Raw genomic sequence first — 20,821 nt, 5'->3', positions numbered from 1 at the left:
TCCCCCCCCGGGGGGGGGGGCGCCCCCGGGGGGGGGGGGGGGCGGGCCGGGGGGGGGGGGGGGGGGGGCGGGGCGGGGGGGGGGGGCGCCCCCCCCCCCCCCCCCCCCGCCCCCTCGCTCCGGCGTGCCCTCACTCCACCGTGACGGACTTCGCCAGGTTCCTCGGCTGGTCCACCTCGTTGCCGCGCGCCGTCGCCAGCTCGCACGCGAAGACCTGCAACGGCACGGTGGCCACCAGCGGCTGGAGCAGGGTCGGCGTGGCCGGGATGCGGATCAGGTGGTCGGCGTAGGGGACCACCGTCTCGTCGCCCTCCTCCGCGATCACGATGGTGCGGGCGCCGCGCGCGCGGATCTCCTGGATGTTGGACACGATCTTGTCGTGCAGCAGGGACCGGCCGCGCGGCGACGGTACGACCACCACCACCGGCAGGTCCTCCTCGATCAGTGCGATCGGGCCGTGCTTCAGCTCGCCCGCGGCGAAGCCCTCGGCGTGCATGTACGCCAGTTCCTTCAGTTTGAGCGCGCCTTCGAGGGCCACCGGGTAGCCCACGTGCCGGCCGAGGAAGAGCACCGTGTCCTTCGTCGCGAGGGTCCGCGCCAGCTCCCGTACCGGCTCCATGGTCTCCAGGACCCGGTCGACCTCCTCGGAGATGCGGGACAGGTCCCTGACGACCGCCTGGATCTCGTCGCCCCACTTGGTGCCGCGCACCTGGCCGAGGTACAGCGCGACGAGGTAGCAGGCGACCAGCTGGGTCAGGAACGCCTTGGTGGAGGCGACGGCGACCTCGGGGCCCGCGTGGGTGTAGAGCACCGCGTCGGACTCGCGGGGGATCGTCGAGCCGTTGGTGTTGCAGATCGCCAGCACCTTGGAGCCCTGCTCGCGGGCGTGCCGCAGCGCCATCAGGGTGTCCATGGTCTCGCCGGACTGGGAGATGGCGATCACCAGGGAGCGGCCGTCCAGGATCGGGTCGCGGTAGCGGAACTCGCTGGCCAGCTCGACCTCGCAGGGGATGCGGGTCCAGTGTTCGATGGCGTACTTGGCGATCAGGCCGGCGTGGAAGGCCGTACCGCAGGCGACGATGACGACCTTGTCGATCTCGCGCAGTTCGGAGGGGCTGATGCGCACCTCGTCCAGGGTCAGCGAGCCGGCCGGGTCGATGCGTCCGAGCAGGGTGTCGGCGACGGCCTTGGGCTGCTCGGCGATCTCCTTGAGCATGAAGTAGTCGTAGCCGCCCTTCTCGGCGGCGGAGGCGTCCCAGTCCACGTGGTACGAGCGGACCTCGGCGGGCCGGCCGTCGAAGCCGGTCACCGTGACGCCGTCCCGGCGCAGCTCCACCACCTGGTCCTGGCCCAGTTCGACCGCGGAGCGGGTGTGGGCGATGAACGCGGCGACGTCGGAGGCGAGGAACGCCTCGCCCTCGCCGACGCCCACCACCAGCGGCGAGTTGCGGCGGGCGCCGACCACCACGTCCGGCTCGTCGGCGACCACCGCGACCAGCGTGAACGCGCCCTCCAGCCGGCGGCACACCAGCCGCATGGCCTCGGCGAGGTCCGCGCAGGAGGAGAACTCCTCGGCCAGCAGGTGGGCGACGACCTCGGTGTCCGTCTCGGAGGTCAGCTCGTGCCCGCGCCCGGCGAGTTCCGCGCGCAGCACCGCGAAGTTCTCGATGATGCCGTTGTGGACCACCGCGACCCGGCCGGCGTTGTCCAGGTGCGGGTGCGCGTTGCCGTCCGTGGGACCGCCGTGGGTGGCCCAGCGGGTGTGCCCGATCCCGGTGGAACCGGCCGGCAGCGGCCGTTCGGCCAGTTCCTTCTCCAGGTTGACCAGCTTCCCGGCCCGCTTCGCGGCGGCCAGCCCGCCGTCCGCGAGTACGGCGACACCGGCCGAGTCGTACCCGCGGTACTCCAGCCGCTTCAGCCCGGCCATCACGACATCGAGCGCCGACTGTGACCCTACGTATCCCACGATTCCGCACATGAGCGGCAGCCTAAGCGCCGGAACCGATCAGAAACGCCCTCATCCTGCCCGATTTCAGAATTTCCCACCGCCGCACGAAGACCCGCGACGCACTCCGTGCCCGTACACGTGACACACCCCACCCCGCCGTCCCGTTCAGACTCCGTTAACAATGGACTGTGATCTCACCGGTCTCCTCGATGCCCCGGAGCGCCCACCGGCACAGGCCGGAGGCGACTCCATACGTCGATCTCACCCGCGCCGAGTGGAGCGCGCTGCGTGACAAGACGCCGCTGCCACTCACCGCCGAGGAGGTGGAGAAGCTGCGCGGTCTCGGCGACGTGATCGACCTGGACGAGGTGCGGGACATCTACCTCCCGCTCTCCCGGCTCCTCAACCTCTACGTCGGCGCCACCGACGGCCTCCGCGGCGCGCTGAACACCTTCCTCGGGGAGAAGGGCTCCCAGTCCGGCACCCCGTTCGTCATAGGGGTCGCCGGTTCGGTGGCCGTGGGCAAGTCCACGGTGGCCCGGCTGCTCCAGGCCCTGCTGTCCCGCTGGCCCGAACACCCGCGGGTGGAGCTGGTGACGACGGACGGCTTCCTGCTGCCCACCCGGGAGCTGGAGGCACGCGGCCTGATGGCGCGCAAGGGATTCCCCGAGTCCTACGACCGCCGGGCCCTCACCCGGTTCGTCGCCGACATCAAGGCCGGCAAGGGCGAGGTGTCCGCGCCGGTCTACTCCCACCTCATCTACGACATCGTCCCGGACGAGCGGCTCACGGTCCGCCGCCCGGACATCCTGATCGTGGAGGGCCTGAACGTCCTCCAGCCCGCCCTGCCCGGCAAGGACGGCCGCACCCGGGTCGGACTCGCCGACTACTTCGACTTCAGCGTGTACGTCGACGCGAGCGCCGAGGACATCGAGCGCTGGTACCTCAGCCGCTTCGGGAAGCTGCGCCGGACGGCCTTCCAGGACCCGTCGTCGTACTTCCGCAAGTACACCCAGGTCTCCGAGGAGGAGGCCCTCGACTACGCGCGCATGCTCTGGCGGACCATCAACAAGCCGAACCTGGTGGAGAACATCGCGCCCACCCGCGGCCGGGCCACCCTCATCGTGCGCAAGGGCCCGGACCACAAGGTGCAGCGGCTGCGGCTGCGCAAGCTGTGACCGGTCCGGTTGGATGGGCGCCATGCTGCATCTGCGCCTGATCACTCCGGCGGACACGACCGACGACGTGGTCCGCCTGATCGAGAAGACGGTGGGCACGGCCCACCTGGTGGTGCTCCCCGGCGCCGCACGCGACCCCGCCGGGGACCTCGTGCTGTGCGACGTGGCGCGCGAGGCGGGGGACGGACTCATCGCCGGGCTGCGCCGGCTGGGCCTGGCCGAGACCGGCTCGGTCGCCGTGGACGACATCGGCCTGTCGCTGTCCCGGCGGGCCGAGGAGGCCGAGCGGGACGCACCCGGCGAGGGCGCGGACGCGGTGCTCTGGGAGGGCCTGGTCGAGGCCACCCACGAGGAGTCGACGCTGACGGTCACCTACCTCGCGTTCATCACGCTGGCCACGATGATCGCCGCCTGCGGTGTCGTCCTGGACAACGCGATCCTGATCGTGGGCGCGATGGCGGTGGGCCCGGAGTTCGGCCCGCTGGCCGGCATCTGCACGGCCCTGGTACGGCGTCACCCGCGCCTGGCCTGGCGCTCGTTGCTCGCGCTGCTGGCGGGCTTCGCCGCGGCCATGGCGCTGACCTTCGGGTTCAGCCTGCTGATGGACGCCGTCGGGCTGTTCAGCAAGGCGCGGCTGGAGGGCGACCGGCCCAACACCGGCTTCATCTACGCCCCCGACTGGTTCTCGTTCGTCGTGGCCGTGCTCGCCGGCATCGCCGGCACCCTCTCCCTGACCTCCGCCAAGTCGGGCGCCCTGGTGGGCGTGGCGATCTCGGTGACGACCGTGCCCGCGGCGGCCAACGCGGCCGTGGCCCTGGTCTACAGCGACACCCACCAGGCCCTGCGCTCCTCGGAACAGCTCCTGCTGAACCTGCTGGGCATCGTCGTCGCCGGGACGCTGACGCTGCTGGCCCAGAAGTTCTTCTGGCAGCGCCGGCGGCAGCACGCCTGAGAGCGCGGGACGGTGTGGCGCGGGACGAGCCCGCGCCACACCGTCCCGCGCCCTGTCCCAGGACTAGCCCAGCGCCGCCTTCACCGCGTCGGCCAGGCGTCCGGCGACGGACCGGGCCTGCTCGATGTCCGCGGCCTCGACCATCACCCGCACCAGCGGCTCGGTACCGGAGGGGCGCAGCAACACCCGCCCGGTGGCTCCGAGTTCGCGCTCGGCCTCGGCGACGGCGGCGGCCAGGTCGGCGGAGGTGCCCACCCGCGTCCTGTCCACGTCCGGCACGTTGATGAGGACCTGCGGCAGCCGCTCCATCACGGAGGCCAGCTCGCCGAGCCGGCGTCCGGTCTCCGCGACCCGCGCCGCCAGCAACAGCCCGGTCAGCGTGCCGTCACCGGTGGTGGCGTGGTCGAGGATGATGACGTGCCCGGACTGCTCGCCGCCGAGGGCGTAGCCGTGCTCCTTCATCTCCTCCAGCACGTACCGGTCGCCGACGGCCGTCTGCACGAGCCGGATGCCCGCGCGTTCCATCGCCAGCTTGAAGCCTAGGTTGGACATCACGGTGGCCACGACGGTGTCGGCCCGCAGCACGGACTTCTCCCGCAGGGACAGCGCGAGCACGGCGAGGATCTGGTCGCCGTCGACCTCCTCGCCGGTGTGGTCCACGGCCAGGCAGCGGTCGGCGTCACCGTCGTGCGCGATGCCGAGGTCCGCGCCGTGTGCGAGGACCGCGGCCTTGATCTTGTCCAGATGGGTCGAGCCGCAGCCGTCGTTGATGTTGAGGCCGTCCGGTTCGGCGCCGATCGTGACGACCTCGGCGCCCGCCCGGGAGAACGCCTCCGGCGAGACCCCCGAGGCCGCGCCGTGCGCTTCGTCCAGGACGATCTTCAGTCCGTCGAGCCGGTTGGGCAGCACCGACAGCAGATGGGCGATGTACTGCTCGGCGCCCTCGGCGTACGACCGTACGCGGCCGACGCCGGCGCCGGTCGGGCGCTGCCACGGCTCGCCGTGCCGGTGCGACTCGTACACCGCCTCGATCCGGTCCTCCAGCTCGTCGGCGAGTTTGTGGCCGCCGCGGGCGAAGAACTTGATGCCGTTGTCCGGCATGGCGTTGTGGCTGGCGGAGAGCATCACGCCGAGGTCGGCGCCGAGCGCGCCGGTCAGGTGCGCCACCGCGGGCGTCGGCAGCACGCCGACCCGCAGGACGTCCACGCCCGCGCTGGCCAGGCCGGCCACCACGGCCGCCTCCAGGAACTCCCCGGACGCGCGCGGGTCCCGTCCGACGACCGCCGTCGGCTTGTGGCCCTCGAAGGTGCCCGCCTCGGCCAGCACGTGCGCCGCGGCGACGGAGAGGCCGAGCGCCAGCTCGGCCGTGAGATCCGCGTTGGCGACACCGCGCACGCCGTCCGTGCCGAAGAGTCGTCCCACTTGTCCTCCTGAGGAAGCATCGATGTCGGAGGCGGACCGCGCCGCGTCGAGTGGCAGGCGCCCCGGCCTTCCGATCACACAAGCCTTTGAGCGTCTTGTGCCGTTATACGCCCTTGGCTGAGATAAGCGAACGCCCCGGGGGCACGTGTGGCGTGCCGCCGGGGCGTTCGGAGTACGCGGGGCCGAAGCCCGTACCACGTACGAGCAGGCAGCGAGCTTAGCGCTTGCTGTACTGCGGAGCCTTGCGGGCCTTCTTCAGACCGGCCTTCTTCCGCTCGACCGCGCGGTCGTCGCGGCGCAGGAAGCCGGCCTTCTTCAGCGGACCGCGGTTGTTGTCGACGTCCGCCTCGTTCAGCGCACGGGCGACACCGAGGCGGAGGGCACCGGCCTGGCCGGAGACACCGCCACCCGCGATGCGGGCGATGACGTCGTAACGGCCCTCGAGCTCCAGGACCTTGAACGGCTCGTTGACTTCCTGCTGGTGCACCTTGTTCGGGAAGTAGTCCTCGAGGGTGCGACCGTTGATCTTCCACTTGCCGGTGCCCGGGACGATCCGGACGCGGGCGATGGCGTTCTTCCGGCGGCCCAGGCCGGCGGCCGGCTGGGGCTCGCCGAAGCGGGAGGCCAGGGACTCCGAGGTGTACTCGCCCTCGACGGGAACCTCGGACTCGGTGGTGTAGCTGTCGATGTCAAGCTCTTCGAGCGGCTGCTCGGCAGTGGTCTCGGCCACGATTCTCCTCAGATTCTGTTCAGTCTTAGGGGGTGGCCGGACTTACTGCGCGACCTGGGTGATCTCGAACGGCACCGGCTGCTGGGCAGCGTGCGGGTGCTGGTCACCCTTGTAGACCTTCAGCTTCGAGAGCATCTGACGGCCCAGGGAGTTCTTGGGGAGCATGCCCTTGACGGCCTTTTCGATGGCCTTCTCGGGGTTCTTGTCGAGCAGCTCGTCGTAGCGGACGGAGCGCAGACCACCCGGGTAGCCGGAGTGGCGGTACGCCATCTTCTGGGTCCGCTTGTTGCCGGACAGGTGCACCTTGTCGGCGTTGATGATGATGACGAAGTCACCAGTGTCGACGTGCGGTGCGTAGATCGGCTTGTGCTTGCCCCGGAGGAGGGTGGCAGCAGTGGTGGCGAGACGACCCAGGACAACGTCCTGAGCGTCGATGACGTGCCACTGGCGCGTCACATCGCCGGGCTTGGGGCTGTACGTACGCACGGTTCGTAGCCTTCGCTTCGAGTGAATGGTCCTAAACAAGGTCACCGAAACGATCACGACAGCCTTGACCCACGGCGGCGACGCAAACCGCGTGCGTGGGGTCGCTGGTCATCGGCCCGGTGGACCGGTGTAAGGGCCCGTCCCGTGAGAATGAGCAAGCCAATACACAACGAAGAAGTAGGTTACCTGTCGGCCCCCGGACGGGTCAAAACGAGGCGGGCCGGACGGCGGACCCCACACGGGTGGCCCCCCGTCTAAGATGCGCCCCATGAGTTACGGGCAGGGGGGACCCCAGTCTCAGTGGGATCCCTGGAAACCGCATTCCCAGCAGCCGTGGAACAGCGGAGCCGACGACGGGACGCCCGACTGGGCCGCGCTCGCCGAGGCCTCGGAGACACGGAACAAGCGCCGCAAGCTGCTCTTCATAGCCGGCGGCGTCCTCGCCACGGCCGCGATAGGCACGGCGGTCGCCATGGCGGTGGTCTCCGCGGACGGCGGTGACCCCCAGGCCGGTCCCGGCAGCCTGCCCCCCAGCGCCTCCATCCCCGGGGCCGCCGGCGGAACGCCGTCCTTCGCGCCGACCAGCGCGCCGCCGCCGCTGGATCCCGAGGACTTCATCTCCAGCGCGAAGAAGGACACGGCCCCGCTCGGCCCCGACACCCTCTTCCCGGGCAAGCAGCTCACGCTCGGCGACGCCGTGTACCGCAAGGGCGCCACGGCCGACACCACGAACTGCGCCTCCGCCGCCGGCGGCACCCTGCCGGGCATCCTCAGCGCCAACGGCTGCACCCGCCTGATGCGCGTCACCTACACCAAGGGCGGCATCTCGGTCACCGTGGGCGTCGCCGTCTTCGACGACGCGACGCGGGCCGCGAAGGCCAAGGCCCAGACCGACGACCGCAGCATCGTCCGCTCGCTGTTCGGCACCGGCGGCGTCAAGCCGTTCTGCGACGGAGCCTTCTGCCGCTCCACGCGCAACGCCTACGGCCGCTACGCCTACTTCACGATCTCCGGCTTCACCAGCGGCAAGGACGTCACCAAGAAGGACACCGACGTCTTCGGCGCGGGCAACGCCCTGGCCCAGTTCACCGTGAACCAGGTCCACCGCCGCGGGCAGGCCGAAGCGGCGGCTGCCACCGGCCGGTAACGCCGGCGGCGACCGCTGGCCCTGGCGGTGGCCGGCAGCCTTCGTGGTGGCCGCCGAGCGGCCCGGAGCGCCGGCGGGCCCGGAGCGCCGGCTAATAGCGCTTCATCCGCAGCCGCAGCGGCAGCACCGCCGACTCCAACTGGGTGCGCAACGTCATCTTGGAGGCACCCTCCGTCCGCTCGGTGAAGCGGATCGGGACCTCCACCGCCGTGTGCCCGGCCCGGACGGCCCGGTACTTCAGCTCCACCTGGAAGCTGTAGCCGGCGCTGTCCACGGACTCCAGGCCGACGTCCCGCAGGGTCGCCGCCGCCCACAGGTTGAATCCGGCCGTGATGTCCTGGATCTCGGTGCCCAGGATGGCGCGCGCGTAGCGGTTGGCGAACCGGGACAGCAGCACCCGGTGGGCGCCCCACCGCTCGTCCAGCGAACCGCCCTCGACGTACCTGCTGCCGACCACCAGACCGGCGCCGCGGCCGAGCGCCGCCTCCAGCATGCGGGGCACGGCGTCCACCGGGTGGCTGCCGTCGGCGTCCATCTGGACGACGTAGGCGGCGCCCTCCGCCAGCGCGGCGGACATCCCGGCCGTGTACGCCCGGCCCAGCCCGTCCTTCTCGGTGCGGTGCAGCACGCTCATCCGGTGCCGGCCGCCGCCGTTGTACTTTTCGGCCAGTTCCTCGGCGATCCGCCCGGTGCCGTCCGGGCTGGAGTCGTCGACGACCTTCAGCCGGAGGCCGTCCAGCGGCAGCCCGAGCACGGCCTCGGCCATGCCCGGCAGGTTCGCCGCCTCGTTGTACGTCGGCATCACCACGGTGACCCGTGTCTCGCCGTGATCCATCGCTGTCCCTCCCGCCTTTCTCGCTTCGGGCCCGCGCTCAGGCGGTCTTGATCCAGACGCGGTAGTGACCGGTACCGCTGGAGTTGCGGAAGGGCAGGTCGGCGAGGAGCCGGTAGTGCCGGTTGCCCTTGACCGCGTGCGCGACGATGTCGTCCACCCGGGGGTTGGTGAGGCCGTCCAGGACGACGAGGTCGAACTCGCCGTCGCGCAGCGCCGCGCGGTAGGCCGCGTCCCCCTGGTGGTACGTGCCCTTCTTGTCCGTGTACTCCAGGGCGAAGACGCCCTGCCACTGCCGGTGGCTGGTCTTGTCGCGCAGGTAGTAGACGGGCACCTCGGGCGTGGAGGCGAGGTAGTGGCCCTTGCCGTCCACGTGGGAGCCGATGACCTGGATCATCTTCGAGGAGTCGGGCCAGACGCCGTAGCGCCAGTCGGCCTGCGAGATGCCGAGGCAGAGCGTCGCCGTCCACAGCATGATGCCGAGCTGGGGGTAGCGGAAGTGGGCGCCGATCAGCCGGGTCACGCCCACGCCGGCCATCGGCGCGGCGAAGAGCAGGCCGAAGCCGACGTGCTTGAACAGCGAGACGACGGTCCCCAGGTGCACCTGGTAGGCGGGCGCGAGCAGGGCCGTGCCGCACAGCACCAGGCCGAGCAGGGCCCGCCGGCGGCGGCCGGGGCTGCCGAGCCGCAGGGCGGCCGGGGACTCGTTCATACGGCTGCGCCGCACGTAGGAGACCGCGCCGCCGACGGCGGTGAGGAACATCAGCCCGCCCCACTCCGCCGACCGCCGCAGCAGGAAGGCGGTGCCGTCGGAGCCGTGGTCGCGGTTGGTGGTGGTCTTGCGGACGCCGTCCATCAGGTCGGTGCCGTACATGCCGGCCGCGAGCAGCACGCCGACGCCGAGCGCGAGCAGCAGCATCCGCCAGAACGCCGTGCGGCCCTTGTGCGGCCGGCCGGTGAGCAGCGCGAGCACGATGATGGTCGGTACGTACAGGGCGGCCGCGTACTTCACGCCGACGGCGAGGGCGGCCACGGGCGCGGCGAGCAGCACGGCGGGCACGGGCGCCCGGTCGGTGCGGACGACGATCCAGGTGGCCAGGGCCAGCAGGAAGACCGCGGCGGCGTCGTAGGTGGCGAAGTAGCCCATGACGACGGTCGACTGCACCACGGCGAAGAGCGCCGCCCCGGCCAGCGCGGCCCGCTCGTTGAACAGCCGCCGGCTGAACGAGTACAGCAGGCCGGTGGTGCCCAGCATGAACGCCAGGCTCAGCAGGCGGGCGCCGGTCAGCCCGAGGGCGTCGTCGGCGACGGCGGCGAGCACCGGGTACAGCTGCGGCGAGCCGGAGAAGTAGGCGCCGTAGTCGAGGGGCAGCGGGGTGCCGTGCAGCAGGTGCTGGAGTTCGGCGTGCCCGGCCGCCAGGTACAGGGCCTCGTCCTGGAACGCGGTGTTGGACAGGCGCAGCGAGAGCACCGCCTGGACGGCGAGGACGCACAGCAGCACGGCCCGGCTGACCCAGGCGCGGCGCCGGCTCGCGGCCATGTCCCAGCCGACCTCGGGCGTCTCGGGCACGTGGTAGCCGGGCCCGGCCGGCTCCTCGGACTCCGCCGGCGGGGCGGGCGCCGGCTGGTCGTCCGCCTGCTGGTAGGGGTAGGTCCGCGGGTCGTACCCGTAGTCCTGCGGCACGTCGTACCCCTGGGGGACGCCGTGCACCTGCGGGTGCTCGTACCCCTGCGGCACGTCGAGGCCCGGCGCGTGGCCGTACTCCTGCGGCACGTCGAGGCCCGGCGCGTGGCCGTAGCCCTGCGGCACGTCGTAACCCGGCGCGTGGGCGTAGTCCTGCGGGATGTCATGGCCCTGCGGCTGCCCGTGCCCCGGCGGCTGCCGGTCGTGCCCCTGCGGCTGCCGGTCGTGCTCCGGTGGTCGCGGGTCGTAGCCGTGCGGCTGGCGCGGGATGTAGCCGTCGGAGTTGAACCAGCCGCCCTGCTGCTGCTCCTCCTCCGCGTACGGGTCGAAGGGCTGCGGCGTGTAGTACTCGGGTCGAGAGCTCATCACGGCTTCCGTACGTCGAAGCCGAAACGGTCGTCGGCGGCCAGGCGCTTGAACTCCTCGAGCGCCAGCGGACTCGCCTCCAGCCGCCAGTCGGCGCGCTTTTTGTAGTCGAACCAGACGAAGCCGAGCATGTCGTCGTCGGCCTTGACGCCCGCGAACAGGTTGCGGACGTCGGCCCGCCGCCGCTCGCCGGGCATGGCCGCGGTCTCCAGCAACAGCATCGGCTTCGTGGTGAAGGTGCGGATCTGGTCCCGGGTCGGCCCGAAGACGCCGTCGAAGGAGTTGTCCTCGCCGAGCGTGAAGTAGCCGATCAGGCCGATCCAGTCCACGTAGGCGTCACCCGGGTAGTACGGCTGGAGCCGCACGCTCCGGACCGGGTTGACGATGTTGGGCGCCCAGGCCCAGATGACGTTGGTGGCGCTGGCCTCGACGAAGGTCTGGTGGATGTGCCGCCAGGCGGCCACGTACTGGGCCGGGGTCACGTCGTCCGTGCCCCACTTCTCCCAGTGGCCGTTGAACTCGTCCGCGAAGTCGATCACCACGGGCAGGTTCAGCCGGCGGACCGAGGCCGCGTACGCCTTGATGTACCCGTCGGACCGCCCCGCCGCGATGTCGGTGAGCGGGGTGCGGAAGGGCTCCCAGGACATCAGGGTCAGCGCGCCCTCGGCCCAGGCCCGGCGCACCCCGCTGGCGTCGAAGCCGTCGCCCCAGCCGGCGTAGTACTCGACCAGGTTGGGCTGCCTGCCGGTCCGGCGCGCGTACACGTCGACGTTCTTCATGGAGGTCGGCGCGCCGGGCACCGCCACCCCGAGGTACTTCTTGGCGGGCTTCAGCAGCGGGGTGACGTCGTACGGGATGTCCTTGGCGGGGCTCTGCGCGGTGTGCGGGGCGGCGCCGGCGCCGGGCGAGCCGCCGGAGTCGTCGCCGAGCAGCCCGCAGCCGCCGAGCGCGAGGACACCGGCCAGGGCGCCGGCCAGGGCCGCGCGGACCCTGCGGAATCGTTGCCTCGGGCGCATCAGACGGCCTCCGCCCCGGACCGCGGCTGCACCAGGACGCGGCCGACGACCAGCGCGTAGAACAGCCCGGAGGACAGGATCAGGGCGAAGTCCGGGGCGTGCATGGTGAACGTCCGGTACACCGCCGCGGTGACCCAGACCAGCGCCGTGCCGCCGCTCCACGCCCACATGCCGATCCAGAACCGCCGGGTCTTGTTCTTCTTGGCGCCGGAGGAACCGGTCGGCTGCCAGCCCATGCGGTTCTTGCGCAGGATGTCCCAGATGGCGAAGACGTGCGCCCAGCCGTACATCATCCGGGCCGCCCACGCCTCCAGCCGGTACGGCGACCGGTGCCACATCGGGAAGACGATCGTGGTGTAGAGGATGCTGGGCAGCACCAGGAGCAGGTGCTCGGCCTTCAGCTTCTCCGGCATCACCAGCAGCAGCACGATCGGGATGACCGGGGCCGCGAAGGTGAACAGCGCGGTGTGGATGTAGTAGAAGAACCCGGACATGTAGCACAGCCGGCTGGACAGCTTGATCCTGCGCTGCCAGAACTTGCTGCTGCCGAGCAGGCTCATGGAGCCCGAGCACCAGCGGTACTGCTGGTTGAAGAAGGCGCCAGCGGTGTCCGGGCAGACGCCGGTGGACACCGCGACCGGCACGTACCGCAGGTCCCAGCCGAGCCCGCGCAGGTCGAAGCCGGTGTGCACGTCCTCGGAGTGCTCGATCAGCGTGGTGCCGCCGTTGGTCTCCAGGGCCGCCCGCCGGTAGACCGCGCAGGAGCCGACGCAGATGGCGCCGTCGCTGCCCTGCCGGGACACCTGCACGGAGCGGTAGAACAGCTCCTGCACCGCGCCCGCGCCGCGCTCGATCCAGTTCTGGGAGTCGAGCACGCGGAAGTACTGCGGGGACTGGACGATGCCGATCCGGGGATCGTCCTCCAGGTACGGCAGCAGCTCCTCCAGCAGGTCGGCGCGCGGGGTGAAGTCCGCGTCCAGGATGAGGATGAACTCGCCGTCGGACCGGGCGAAGCCGAAGTGCAGGTTGCCGGCCTTCTTGAACCAGCCCCGGTTCTCCCGGGTGCCGTAGCGGAACCCGAAGTCCCGGGCCATGGCCGCCAGTTCGGGGCTCGCGCCGTCGTCGAGCACGAACGGCACACAGACCCCGGGATACCGGTCGGCCATCGCCCGCACATGCCGCCAGGTGTTGTGCAGCACCTCGATGGGCTCGCCGCACACCGGCAGGAACACGTCCACGGTGGGGTACACCGCGGGCCGCCACCCCTGCACCAGCCGCCGGTGGTGGGCGATGTCGAAGTCCCGGGTGAAGCCGTTCACGCGCAGCGACACCAGGTAGTAGACGACCGTGAACACGAGCAGCGGCGTGTAGATCCACAGCACCGGGGTGGACGCCGCCAGCTTGAACTGACTCACCACCAGGCAGCAGAAGCTGATCAGCGAGCTGATCGTCAGGATCCACAGGTGCCGGTGCGCGTAGGAGTACTTCTCCTTGTCCGTCGGCGGGAGCGGGAGCAGTCCCAGCGCGGCGTTCCCGCCCCGCCCGGCCCGTCGCCGCCCGCCGCCCGGCCGCACCGCGCGACGCCCCCCGGTCCGCACGGGACCCACTGATGTCATTCCGTTGTCCCACCCCGGGTCGCATGCGACCCGTCGACCCCCCAGCCAACCCCGGCCACCCCTGTTCGAACCTCTGGCCGGGAGGCGCAACTGTATCCGAGAGGTATGAAACGCGTAAGGGCCGTTACGTCGGTTTACACCCGGTAAGTTCCGACATGGGGCATAAGCGGAGCGAAAAGGAACGTAACTAACAGGTTTCGCAACCCGGGCTTGAGGGCAAGGATCGCCGGTTGCGTGCCTCCTTGTTCCGGGCCGCCAGCAGCTCGTCGGCCGGATAGCCGACCTCCTCCAGCGTCAGCCCGTGCGGCCGTACGACATGCACGGCGGAGTCCCGCACCCCCGCGGCCAGCACCTTCCCCGGCCACTCGGGCCCCCGGTGCCCGTCCCCGACGAACAGCAGCGCGCCGATCAGCGACCGCACCATGTTGTGGCAGAAGGCGTCGGCCCGCACGGTCGCGGTGATGACCCCGTCGCCGTCCCGGACCAGGCTCAGTTCCTGGAGCGTACGGATCGTGGTCGCGCCGTCGCGCCGCTTGCAGTAGGCGGCGAAGTCGTGCTCGCCGAGCAGCGCCCGGGCGGCCTCGTTCATGGCGTCCACGTCGAGCGGCCAGTCGTGCCACAGGACATGGCCGCGCAGCAGCGGGTCGACCCCGCCCGGGTGGTCGGTGACCCGGTAGGCGTACCGCCGCCAGACGGCCGAGAACCGGGCGTTGAACCCGGCCGGCGCCTCGGCCAGCCGCCACACCCGCACGTCCTTCGGCAGCCGCCCGGCAAGACGCTTCAGCAGCTTCTCGCGGTGCTCGGCCCACAGCCCGGCCGGCAGATCCACGTGCGCCACCTGCCCGCGGGCGTGCACCCCGGCGTCGGTCCGCCCGGCCACGGTCAGCTCGTACGTCTGCGTCGACCGCGTCACCGTACGCAGCGCGTCCTCGATCTCGCCCTGCACGGTCCGCTTGCCGCCGGCCTGCTTGGCCCAGCCGTGGAAGGCGGTGCCGTCATAGGAGAGGTCGAGACGGATACGGACATGCCCGGGCTGTACTTCGTCACTCACGGAAACATCCTCTCAAGTACGCGAAAGCGGGCCCGCCCCGAAGGGCGGACCCGCTTCACGTCAGGCGGAGCCTCAGGCGTCCTTGGACTCCTCGGCCGGAGCCTCGGTCTCCTCGGCCTTGGTCTCCTCGACCTTGGCCTCCTCGGACTCCTTGACCGCGCGCTTGGTGGCGGCCTCGGCCTCGCCCACGGCGTTCTGCTGCACCGTCAGCGCCTCGACCAGCTCGATGACGGCCATGGGCGCGTTGTCGCCACGGCGGTTACCGATCTTGGTGATGCGGGTGTAGCCACCGGGACGGTTCTCGTAGCGCGGGCCGATCTCGGTGAAGAGCGTGTGGACGATGCTCTTGTCCGTGATGACCTGGAGCACCTGGCGGCGGTTGTGAAGGTCGCCCTTCTTCGCCTTGGTGATCAGACGCTCGGCGTACGGCCGCAGGCGGCGGGCCTTCGCCTCGGTGGTGGTGATGCGGCCGTGCTCGAAGAGGCTCTTCGCCAGGTTCGCGAGGAGGAGCTTCTCGTGCGCGGCGCCGCCGCCCAGACGGGCACCCTTGGTGGGCTTCGGCATGTTCTTTCTCCTGTGTGTCTGCCCCGGCCGTATCAGGTACCGGAGTCAGTATCCGAGCAGACGGTTGTCTGTCGGAGATCCGGGAACGGCCCGCGGGGGTCGCTCCCGGAAAACGCTCGGGGAGAGCCTCAGTACTGCTCGGTCTCCACGAACCCGGCGTCCGCGTCGTCGTCGGCGCCGAAGGCGTCCGCGGCGGCGGTCGGGTCGAATCCGGGCGGGCTGTCCTTCAGGGCCAGGCCCATGCCGGCCAGCTTCGCCTTGACCTCGTCGATGGACTTCGCACCGAAGTTGCGGATGTCCAGCAGGTCGGCCTCGGAGCGGGCGACCAGCTCGCCCACGGAGTGGATGCCCTCACGCTTGAGGCAGTTGTAGGAGCGGACGGTGAGTTCCAGCTCCTCGATCGGCAGCGCGAGGTCGGCGGCGAGCGCGGCGTCCGTCGGGGACGGACCCATGTCGATGCCCTCGGCGTCGATGTTCAGCTCGCGGGCGAGACCGAACAGCTCGACCAGCGTCTTGCCCGCGGAGGCCATGGCGTCACGCGGACGCATCGCCTGCTTGGTCTCGACGTCGACGATCAGCTTGTCGAAGTCGGTGCGCTGCTCGACACGCGTGGCCTCGACCTTGTAGGTGACCTTGAGAACCGGCGAGTAGATGGAGTCGACCGGGATACGGCCGATCTCCTGGCCCACCTGCTTGTTCTGCACGGCGGAGACGTAACCGCGACCGCGCTCGACGGTCAGCTCCATCTCCAGCTTGCCCTTGCCGTTGAGCGTGGCGAGGACGAGGTCGGGGTTGTGCACCTCGACACCGGCCGGCGGCGCGATGTCGGCGGCGGTGACCAGACCCGGGCCCTGCTTGCGCAGGTACATCACGACCGGCTCGTCGTGCTCCGAGGAGACGACCAGCTGCTTGATGTTGAGGATCAGGTCGGTGACGTCCTCCTTGACGCCCGGCACGGTGGTGAACTCGTGCAGCACGCCGTCGATCCGGATGCTGGTGACGGCGGCACCGGGGATCGAGGACAGGAGGGTACGGCGCAGGGAGTTGCCGAGGGTGTAGCCGAAGCCCGGCTCCAGCGGCTCGATCACGAACCGGGAGCGGAATTCGTCGACGACCTCTTCGGTCAACGAGGGACGCTGAGCGATCAGCATGTGTGGATCAGATCCTTCTTTCGTGGACGCCCGCTATTTGACGCCCGACGGAAACCGCGCCCGGTGAAAAGCGCGGGTACTGCAAGGGTACGGGCGGCACGACCCGAAAGAGCCGTACCGCCCGGGACCACAGACAGCCGGAGCCTCAGACGCGGCGGCGCTTCGGCGGACGGCAGCCGTTGTGCGGGGTCGGGGTGACGTCCTGGATGGAGCCGACCTCGAGACCCGTGGCCTGGAGGGAGCGGATCGCGGTCTCGCGACCGGAGCCCGGGCCCTTCACGAACACGTCGACCTTGCGCATGCCGTGCTCCTGCGCGCGACGGGCGGCCGACTCGGCGGCCATCTGCGCGGCGAACGGCGTGGACTTCCGGGAGCCCTTGAAGCCGACGTGGCCGGCGGAGGCCCAGGAGATCACGTTGCCGGACGGGTCCGTGATCGAGACGATCGTGTTGTTGAACGTGCTCTTGATGTGCGCGTGGCCGTGAGCGACGTTCTTCTTTTCCTTGCGGCGCACCTTCTTGGCAGCGCCCTGACGACCCTTGGGGGGCATCTATTAACTCCTACGGGAGGTGGTCGGTCCTACAGCGAAGACCGTGGACAGGTGTCCGCTGCGGACTACTTCTTGCCCGGCTTCTTCTTGCCGGCGATGGCGCGACGCGGGCCCTTGCGGGTACGGGCGTTGGTGCTGGTGCGCTGACCGCGGACGGGCAGACCGCGACGGTGACGGAGACCCTGGTAGGTACCGATCTCGACCTTGCGGCGGATGTCGGCCTGGATCTCGCGACGGAGGTCACCCTCGGTCTTGATGTTGTTGTCGACGTACTCGCGGATCGCGACGAGCTGCTCTTCCGTCAGGTCGCGGACGCGGGTGTTCGGGTCGACGCCGGTCGCAGCCAGCGTCTCCTTGGAAAGGGTCCGGCCGATGCCGAACACGTAGGTGAGCGCGATCTCCACGCGCTTTTCGCGCGGGATGTCGACACCGGAAACGCGTGCCATTCAATGGCTCCTGGTGAATCTTCGGAGGTCTTCCACAGAACCGGCTCCCGGCCGCCGTACTAGGTACGAACCGGGTCCCCGGCCTCCGAACCGGGGGTGTCGAGCTGGACCGCTCGGGTTCTGCGTATGAACATATTCAGCTCGCGTCGCGCGAAACTCTGCGATAGCGGTGCAGAGGGTGGTCGTGCGTCAGCCCTGGCGCTGCTTGTGGCGCGGGTTCTCGCAGATGACCATGACCCGGCCGTGACGGCGGATCACCCTGCACTTGTCGCAGATCTTCTTGACGCTCGGCTTGACCTTCATGGGGTGAGGTTCTCCGGGTCAGTGCCAGCGCTCCGGGCGGGCCCGGGGCTCGGGCAAGATCTACTTGTACCGGTAGACGATCCGGCCACGCGTCAGGTCGTACGGAGACAGCTCCACCACGACCCGGTCGTCAGGGAGGATGCGGATGTAGTGCATACGCATCTTGCCGCTGATGTGTGCCAGGACCTGGTGGCCGTTCTGGAGCTCGACCTTGAACATGGCGTTCGGAAGAGACTCGACGACAGTGCCCTCGATCTCGATGGCACCTTGCTTCTTGGCCACGCTTCGCCCTTCGAATCGACTACCTTGATCGACTCTGACGTGCACCGTTTGTGAGCATGCAGGCATGCGGGTGCACAAGAGCCGACGAGTCAGTCTACGTCGGCGCACCCGGAAAGGCGAATCGAGGAAGTCTGCCCCAACGGGGTGATCCCTATGCGAGCGGGTCCGGAGCGGCCGTGACGCCGTACTCGGCCAGCTTGGCCCGGCCGCCGTCGGGAGCCGTCAGGACCAGCGGGCCCTGCTCGGTCAGGGCGACGGAGTGCTCCCAGTGCGAGGACCAGGTGCCGTCGGTCGTGATGACCGTCCAGTCGTCGGAGAGGACCTCGGTCTTCGGGGTGCCGAGCGAGACCATCGGCTCGATCGCCAGGCAGAAGCCGGGCACCAGCTTGGGGCCCTTGCCGCGGCGGCGGTCGACGTAGTTCAGCAGGTGCGGGTCCATGTGCATCTCGGTGCCGATGCCGTGGCCGCCGTAGTCCTCGATGATCCCGTACCGGCCGCCGCCCGGCTTGGGCTGGCGGCGGATGTACGTCTCGACCGCCCGGGAGATGTCGACCAGGCGGTTGCCCTGCTTCATGGCCGCGATGCCGGCCCACATCGACTCCTCGGTCACCCGGGACAGCTCGATCAGCTCCGGGGCGTGCCCGGAGCCCACGAACGCCGTGTAGGCCGCGTCGCCGTGCCAGCCGTCGACGATCGCGCCGCAGTCGACGGAGATGATGTCGCCGTCCTTGAGGACGACGTCGTCGGAGGGGATGCCGTGCACCACGACGTCGTTCACGGAGGTGCAGATGGTGGCCGGGAAGCCGCCGTAGCCGAGGAAGTTCGACTTGGCGCCGTGCTCGGCGAGCACCTTGCGGGCCACCTCGTCCAGGTCCCGGGTGGTCGCGCCGGGCACCGCGGCCTCGCGCGTGGCCGCGTGGATGGCGGCTACGACCAGGCCCGCCGCCCGCATCTTCGCGATCTGCTCGGGGGTCTTGATCTGCACCATGGGGGCCTGCGCTCTCCGTCACTCACGTCGGCTGGGTGTACCTGTACAACAGTACGGCCGCGGCGCCCAGGGAGGGCACCGCGGCCGGGAGGGCCGGGAGCTACTTCTCGGCCTTCTCGCGCTTGAGGGCCTCCAGGGCCCGCTGCGTGATCTCGTCCACCGGGCCCAGGGAGGAGATCGTGACGACCAGGCCCTGCGCCTTGTAGTAGTCGATGATCGGCTCGGTCTGCGTGTGGTAGACCTCGAGCCGCTTGCGGACGGTGTCCTCGGAGTCGTCGTCGCGCTGGTACAGCTCGCCGCCGCACACGTCGCAGACGCCGTCCCGCTTCGGCGGGCTGTAGGTCACGTGGAAGACGTGCGCCGAGTCGTTGCGGCAGATGCGCCGGCCGGCGATCCGCTTGACGACCTCGTCCTCGGGGACCTCCAGGTCGAGCACGGCGTCCAGCGTGATGCGCTCCGTGCGCAGCAGCTCGTCCAGCGCGCCGGCCTGCTGCACGTTGCGCGGGAAGCCGTCCAGCAGGAAGCCCTGGGCCGCGTCCGGCTGCTCCATCCGGTCCTTGGCCATCGCGATGGTCACCTCGTCCGGGACGAGGTTTCCGGCGTCCATGTAGGACTTCGCCAGTCGGCCCAGCTCCGTCTGCCGGCTGATGTTGGCCCGGAACAGGTCTCCCGTGGAGATGTGCGGGATGGCCAGCTTCTCTGCGAGCCGGACGGCTTGCGTTCCCTTACCGGCACCCGGCGGCCCGACGAGGACGATACGCATCAGCGGAGGAACCCTTCGTAATTGCGCTGCTGGAGCTGGCTCTCGATCTGCTTCACCGTCTCGAGGCCGACACCCACGATGATGAGGATGCTGGTCCCGCCGAACGGGAAGTTCTGGCTTGCCCCGAAGCCCACCAACGCCATTGTCGGTACGAGAGCGATCAGACCCAGATACAGCGAACCCGGCCAGGTGATCCGGTTGAGCACGTAGCTCAGGTACTCAGCGGTCGGTCGGCCAGCCCGGATGCCCGGGATGAAGCCACCATACTTCTTCATGTTGTCGGCTACTTCCTCGGGGTTGAAGGAGATAGCGACGTAGAAGAACGCGAAGAAAACGATGAGCAAGAAGTACGTAGTGATGTAAATCGGGTGGTCGCCCTTGGTGAGGTTCTGCTCGATCCAGGTCTTCCAGCCCGACTTGCCTCCCGCGAACTGCGCCACGAGCGCCGGGATGTAGAGCAGCGAGGAGGCGAAGATGACCGGGATCACACCCGCCTGGTTCACCTTGAGCGGGATGTACGTGGACGTACCGCCATAGGAGCGGCGGCCGATCATCCGCTTGGCGTACTGCACCGGGATGCGGCGCTGGGCCTGCTCGACGAAGACGACGAGCCCGACCATGACCAGGCCCACCGCGATGACCGTGCCGAACTCGATCCAGCCGCCGGCCAGCGTGCCCTGCTTCTTGATGGCCCACAGCGCGGACGGGAAGGTCGCGGCGATCGAGATGAACATCAGGATCGACATGCCGTTGCCGATGCCGCGGTCGGTGACCAGCTCGCCGAGCCACATCACGACGGCGGTGCCGGCGGTCATGCAGATGACCATGGTGATGGTCGTGAAGATCGCCTGGTCCGGGACGATGCTCGTGGCGACCGAGCAGCCGTTGAAGAGGGCGCCGCTGCGGGCGGTGGCGACCAGACCGGTGCCCTGGAGGATCGCGAGCGCCACGGTGAGGTAACGGGTGTACTGCGTGATCTTCGCCGTGCCCGCCTGGCCCTCCTTCTTCAGGGCTTCCAGGCGCGGGATGACCACGGTCAGCAGCTGAAGGATGATGCTGGCCGTGATGTACGGCATGATGCCGAGCGCGAAGACCGTGATCTGCAGCAGGGCGCCGCCACTGAACATGTTCACGAGGCCGAACAGGCCCTGGTTGCCCTGCGCCTCGGTCACACACTGCTGGACGGCCTGGTAGTTGACGCCGGGGATCGGGATGTGGGTACCGACGCGGTAGACCACGATGATGCCCAGCGTGAAGAGCAGCTTCTTGCGCAGGTCGGGCGTCCTGAACGCCCGGGCGAACGCGGTGAGCACGGTGCCTCCTGCGACCCCCGCGCAACTGCGTCA

Annotated in this window: 21 protein-coding genes; 3 read left to right on the top strand and 18 right to left on the bottom strand. The window is 70.0% G+C overall.

The genetic code is table 11. The features are described 5' to 3' along the window. Positions 1-130: 130 nt before the first annotated feature. Positions 131-1,978: a glutamine--fructose-6-phosphate transaminase (isomerizing) gene (gene glmS / locus ACH4OA_RS20125; protein ID WP_397938260.1), complete on the bottom strand. Its 1,848-nt coding sequence runs from the start codon at positions 1,976-1,978 to the stop codon at positions 131-133. Positions 1,979-2,157: 179 nt separating this feature from the next. On the opposite strand from glmS, the gene coaA reads away from it, so the two are divergent. Both coaA and ACH4OA_RS20115 read left to right on the top strand, forming a co-directional pair. Continuing rightward, on the top strand, positions 2,158-3,126 hold the full coding sequence (gene coaA / locus ACH4OA_RS20120) for a type I pantothenate kinase (protein ID WP_397970113.1): 969 nt from the start codon (positions 2,158-2,160) through the stop codon (positions 3,124-3,126). A gap of 22 nt (positions 3,127-3,148) precedes the next feature. Beyond that, the gene (locus ACH4OA_RS20115) at positions 3,149-4,078 is read left to right on the top strand and encodes a DUF389 domain-containing protein (RefSeq protein WP_397938262.1); all 930 of its coding nucleotides are present in this window, start codon (positions 3,149-3,151) and stop codon (positions 4,076-4,078) included. 63 nt (positions 4,079-4,141) lie between these two features. On the opposite strand, the gene glmM is transcribed toward ACH4OA_RS20115, so the two are convergent. The 3 genes from glmM to rplM all read right to left on the bottom strand — a co-directional run bounded on the left by glmM (position 4,142) and on the right by rplM (position 6,716). Then, positions 4,142-5,500, bottom strand: a complete 1,359-nt coding sequence (gene glmM, locus ACH4OA_RS20110; protein WP_397938264.1) for a phosphoglucosamine mutase — start codon at positions 5,498-5,500, stop codon at positions 4,142-4,144. Positions 5,501-5,717: 217 nt separating this feature from the next. Then, positions 5,718-6,230 carry a 30S ribosomal protein S9 gene (rpsI, locus tag ACH4OA_RS20105; RefSeq protein ID WP_003998795.1) on the bottom strand — a complete coding sequence of 171 codons (513 nt, stop codon included), beginning with the start codon at positions 6,228-6,230 and terminating at the stop codon, positions 5,718-5,720. A 42-nt stretch (positions 6,231-6,272) separates the two neighbouring features. Continuing rightward, positions 6,273-6,716 (bottom strand): 50S ribosomal protein L13, encoded by a 444-nt coding sequence (gene rplM / locus ACH4OA_RS20100; protein ID WP_365873994.1) that lies wholly within the window; start codon positions 6,714-6,716, stop codon positions 6,273-6,275. Positions 6,717-6,984: 268 nt separating this feature from the next. Here rplM and ACH4OA_RS20095 point away from each other — a divergent pair, with 268 nt between their 5' ends. Continuing rightward, positions 6,985-7,863 carry a hypothetical protein gene (locus tag ACH4OA_RS20095; RefSeq protein ID WP_397970007.1) on the top strand — a complete coding sequence of 293 codons (879 nt, stop codon included), beginning with the start codon at positions 6,985-6,987 and terminating at the stop codon, positions 7,861-7,863. A gap of 91 nt (positions 7,864-7,954) precedes the next feature. On the opposite strand, the gene ACH4OA_RS20090 is transcribed toward ACH4OA_RS20095, so the two are convergent. The 14 genes from ACH4OA_RS20090 to secY form a co-directional block, all read right to left on the bottom strand. Then, the gene (locus tag ACH4OA_RS20090) at positions 7,955-8,698 is read right to left on the bottom strand and encodes a polyprenol monophosphomannose synthase (protein WP_397938268.1); all 744 of its coding nucleotides are present in this window, start codon (positions 8,696-8,698) and stop codon (positions 7,955-7,957) included. A 37-nt stretch (positions 8,699-8,735) separates the two neighbouring features. Then, a complete protein-coding gene (locus tag ACH4OA_RS20085) occupies positions 8,736-10,745 on the bottom strand; it encodes a glycosyltransferase family 39 protein (protein ID WP_397970006.1) in 2,010 nt (669 codons plus the stop codon). After that, positions 10,745-11,761: a glycoside hydrolase family 26 protein gene (locus ACH4OA_RS20080; protein ID WP_397970004.1), complete on the bottom strand. Its 1,017-nt coding sequence runs from the start codon at positions 11,759-11,761 to the stop codon at positions 10,745-10,747. Before ACH4OA_RS20080 ends, ACH4OA_RS20085 begins: the two co-directional genes overlap by 1 nt. Then, the gene (locus ACH4OA_RS20075) at positions 11,761-13,179 is read right to left on the bottom strand and encodes a glycosyltransferase family 2 protein (protein WP_397970111.1); all 1,419 of its coding nucleotides are present in this window, start codon (positions 13,177-13,179) and stop codon (positions 11,761-11,763) included. Before ACH4OA_RS20075 ends, ACH4OA_RS20080 begins: the two co-directional genes overlap by 1 nt. 385 nt (positions 13,180-13,564) lie before the next feature. Continuing rightward, entirely contained in the window at positions 13,565-14,428 is an 864-nt protein-coding gene (gene truA, locus ACH4OA_RS20070; protein ID WP_397946702.1) for a tRNA pseudouridine(38-40) synthase TruA, read from the bottom strand. 72 nt (positions 14,429-14,500) lie between these two features. Next, complete coding sequence (gene rplQ, locus ACH4OA_RS20065; protein ID WP_365873982.1) at positions 14,501-14,992, bottom strand: 50S ribosomal protein L17; 492 nt, start codon at positions 14,990-14,992, stop codon at positions 14,501-14,503. Positions 14,993-15,120: 128 nt separating this feature from the next. After that, positions 15,121-16,143, bottom strand: a complete 1,023-nt coding sequence (locus tag ACH4OA_RS20060) for a DNA-directed RNA polymerase subunit alpha (RefSeq protein WP_003966937.1) — start codon at positions 16,141-16,143, stop codon at positions 15,121-15,123. Positions 16,144-16,288: 145 nt separating this feature from the next. Beyond that, complete coding sequence (gene rpsK / locus ACH4OA_RS20055) at positions 16,289-16,693, bottom strand: 30S ribosomal protein S11 (protein ID WP_003956432.1); 405 nt, start codon at positions 16,691-16,693, stop codon at positions 16,289-16,291. 65 nt (positions 16,694-16,758) lie between these two features. Further along, complete coding sequence (rpsM, locus tag ACH4OA_RS20050; protein ID WP_067240336.1) at positions 16,759-17,139, bottom strand: 30S ribosomal protein S13; 381 nt, start codon at positions 17,137-17,139, stop codon at positions 16,759-16,761. Between the two features lie 189 nt (positions 17,140-17,328). After that, positions 17,329-17,442 carry a 50S ribosomal protein L36 gene (gene rpmJ, locus ACH4OA_RS20045; protein ID WP_003998809.1) on the bottom strand — a complete coding sequence of 38 codons (114 nt, stop codon included), beginning with the start codon at positions 17,440-17,442 and terminating at the stop codon, positions 17,329-17,331. Positions 17,443-17,502: 60 nt separating this feature from the next. Then, on the bottom strand, positions 17,503-17,724 hold the full coding sequence (gene infA / locus ACH4OA_RS20040; protein ID WP_003948620.1) for a translation initiation factor IF-1: 222 nt from the start codon (positions 17,722-17,724) through the stop codon (positions 17,503-17,505). 151 nt (positions 17,725-17,875) lie between these two features. Then, on the bottom strand, positions 17,876-18,712 hold the full coding sequence (map, locus tag ACH4OA_RS20035) for a type I methionyl aminopeptidase (RefSeq protein WP_365873979.1): 837 nt from the start codon (positions 18,710-18,712) through the stop codon (positions 17,876-17,878). A gap of 100 nt (positions 18,713-18,812) precedes the next feature. Further along, positions 18,813-19,475, bottom strand: a complete 663-nt coding sequence (locus ACH4OA_RS20030) for an adenylate kinase (protein ID WP_397970003.1) — start codon at positions 19,473-19,475, stop codon at positions 18,813-18,815. Continuing rightward, positions 19,475-20,788: a preprotein translocase subunit SecY gene (secY, locus tag ACH4OA_RS20025; protein WP_365873975.1), complete on the bottom strand. Its 1,314-nt coding sequence runs from the start codon at positions 20,786-20,788 to the stop codon at positions 19,475-19,477. Before secY ends, ACH4OA_RS20030 begins: the two co-directional genes overlap by 1 nt. Between the last annotated feature and the right edge of the window lie 33 nt (positions 20,789-20,821).

The organism is Streptomyces sp. NPDC017095 (assembly GCF_044332325.1).
GTDB lineage: Bacteria > Actinomycetota > Actinomycetes > Streptomycetales > Streptomycetaceae > Streptomyces.
This window is presented reverse-complemented; position numbering and strand designations above follow the sequence as displayed.

What these genes read in the sequence shown, in the direction of transcription:
- glmS (WP_397938260.1), bottom strand. Translation starts at nt 1,978, where the DNA reads ATGTGCGGAATCGTGGGATACGTAGGGTCACAGTCGGCGCTCGATGTC.
- coaA (WP_397970113.1), top strand. Translation starts at nt 2,158, where the DNA reads ATGCCCCGGAGCGCCCACCGGCACAGGCCGGAGGCGACTCCATACGTC.
- ACH4OA_RS20115 (WP_397938262.1), top strand. Translation starts at nt 3,149, where the DNA reads ATGCTGCATCTGCGCCTGATCACTCCGGCGGACACGACCGACGACGTG.
- ACH4OA_RS20095 (WP_397970007.1), top strand. Translation starts at nt 6,985, where the DNA reads ATGAGTTACGGGCAGGGGGGACCCCAGTCTCAGTGGGATCCCTGGAAA.
- ACH4OA_RS20090 (WP_397938268.1), bottom strand. Translation starts at nt 8,698, where the DNA reads ATGGATCACGGCGAGACACGGGTCACCGTGGTGATGCCGACGTACAAC.
- ACH4OA_RS20085 (WP_397970006.1), bottom strand. Translation starts at nt 10,745, where the DNA reads ATGAGCTCTCGACCCGAGTACTACACGCCGCAGCCCTTCGACCCGTAC.
- ACH4OA_RS20080 (WP_397970004.1), bottom strand. Translation starts at nt 11,761, where the DNA reads ATGCGCCCGAGGCAACGATTCCGCAGGGTCCGCGCGGCCCTGGCCGGC.
- rplQ (WP_365873982.1), bottom strand. Translation starts at nt 14,992, where the DNA reads ATGCCGAAGCCCACCAAGGGTGCCCGTCTGGGCGGCGGCGCCGCGCAC.
- ACH4OA_RS20060 (WP_003966937.1), bottom strand. Translation starts at nt 16,143, where the DNA reads ATGCTGATCGCTCAGCGTCCCTCGTTGACCGAAGAGGTCGTCGACGAA.
- rpsK (WP_003956432.1), bottom strand. Translation starts at nt 16,693, where the DNA reads ATGCCCCCCAAGGGTCGTCAGGGCGCTGCCAAGAAGGTGCGCCGCAAG.
- rpsM (WP_067240336.1), bottom strand. Translation starts at nt 17,139, where the DNA reads ATGGCACGCGTTTCCGGTGTCGACATCCCGCGCGAAAAGCGCGTGGAG.
- rpmJ (WP_003998809.1), bottom strand. Translation starts at nt 17,442, where the DNA reads ATGAAGGTCAAGCCGAGCGTCAAGAAGATCTGCGACAAGTGCAGGGTG.
- map (WP_365873979.1), bottom strand. Translation starts at nt 18,712, where the DNA reads ATGGTGCAGATCAAGACCCCCGAGCAGATCGCGAAGATGCGGGCGGCG.
- ACH4OA_RS20030 (WP_397970003.1), bottom strand. Translation starts at nt 19,475, where the DNA reads ATGCGTATCGTCCTCGTCGGGCCGCCGGGTGCCGGTAAGGGAACGCAA.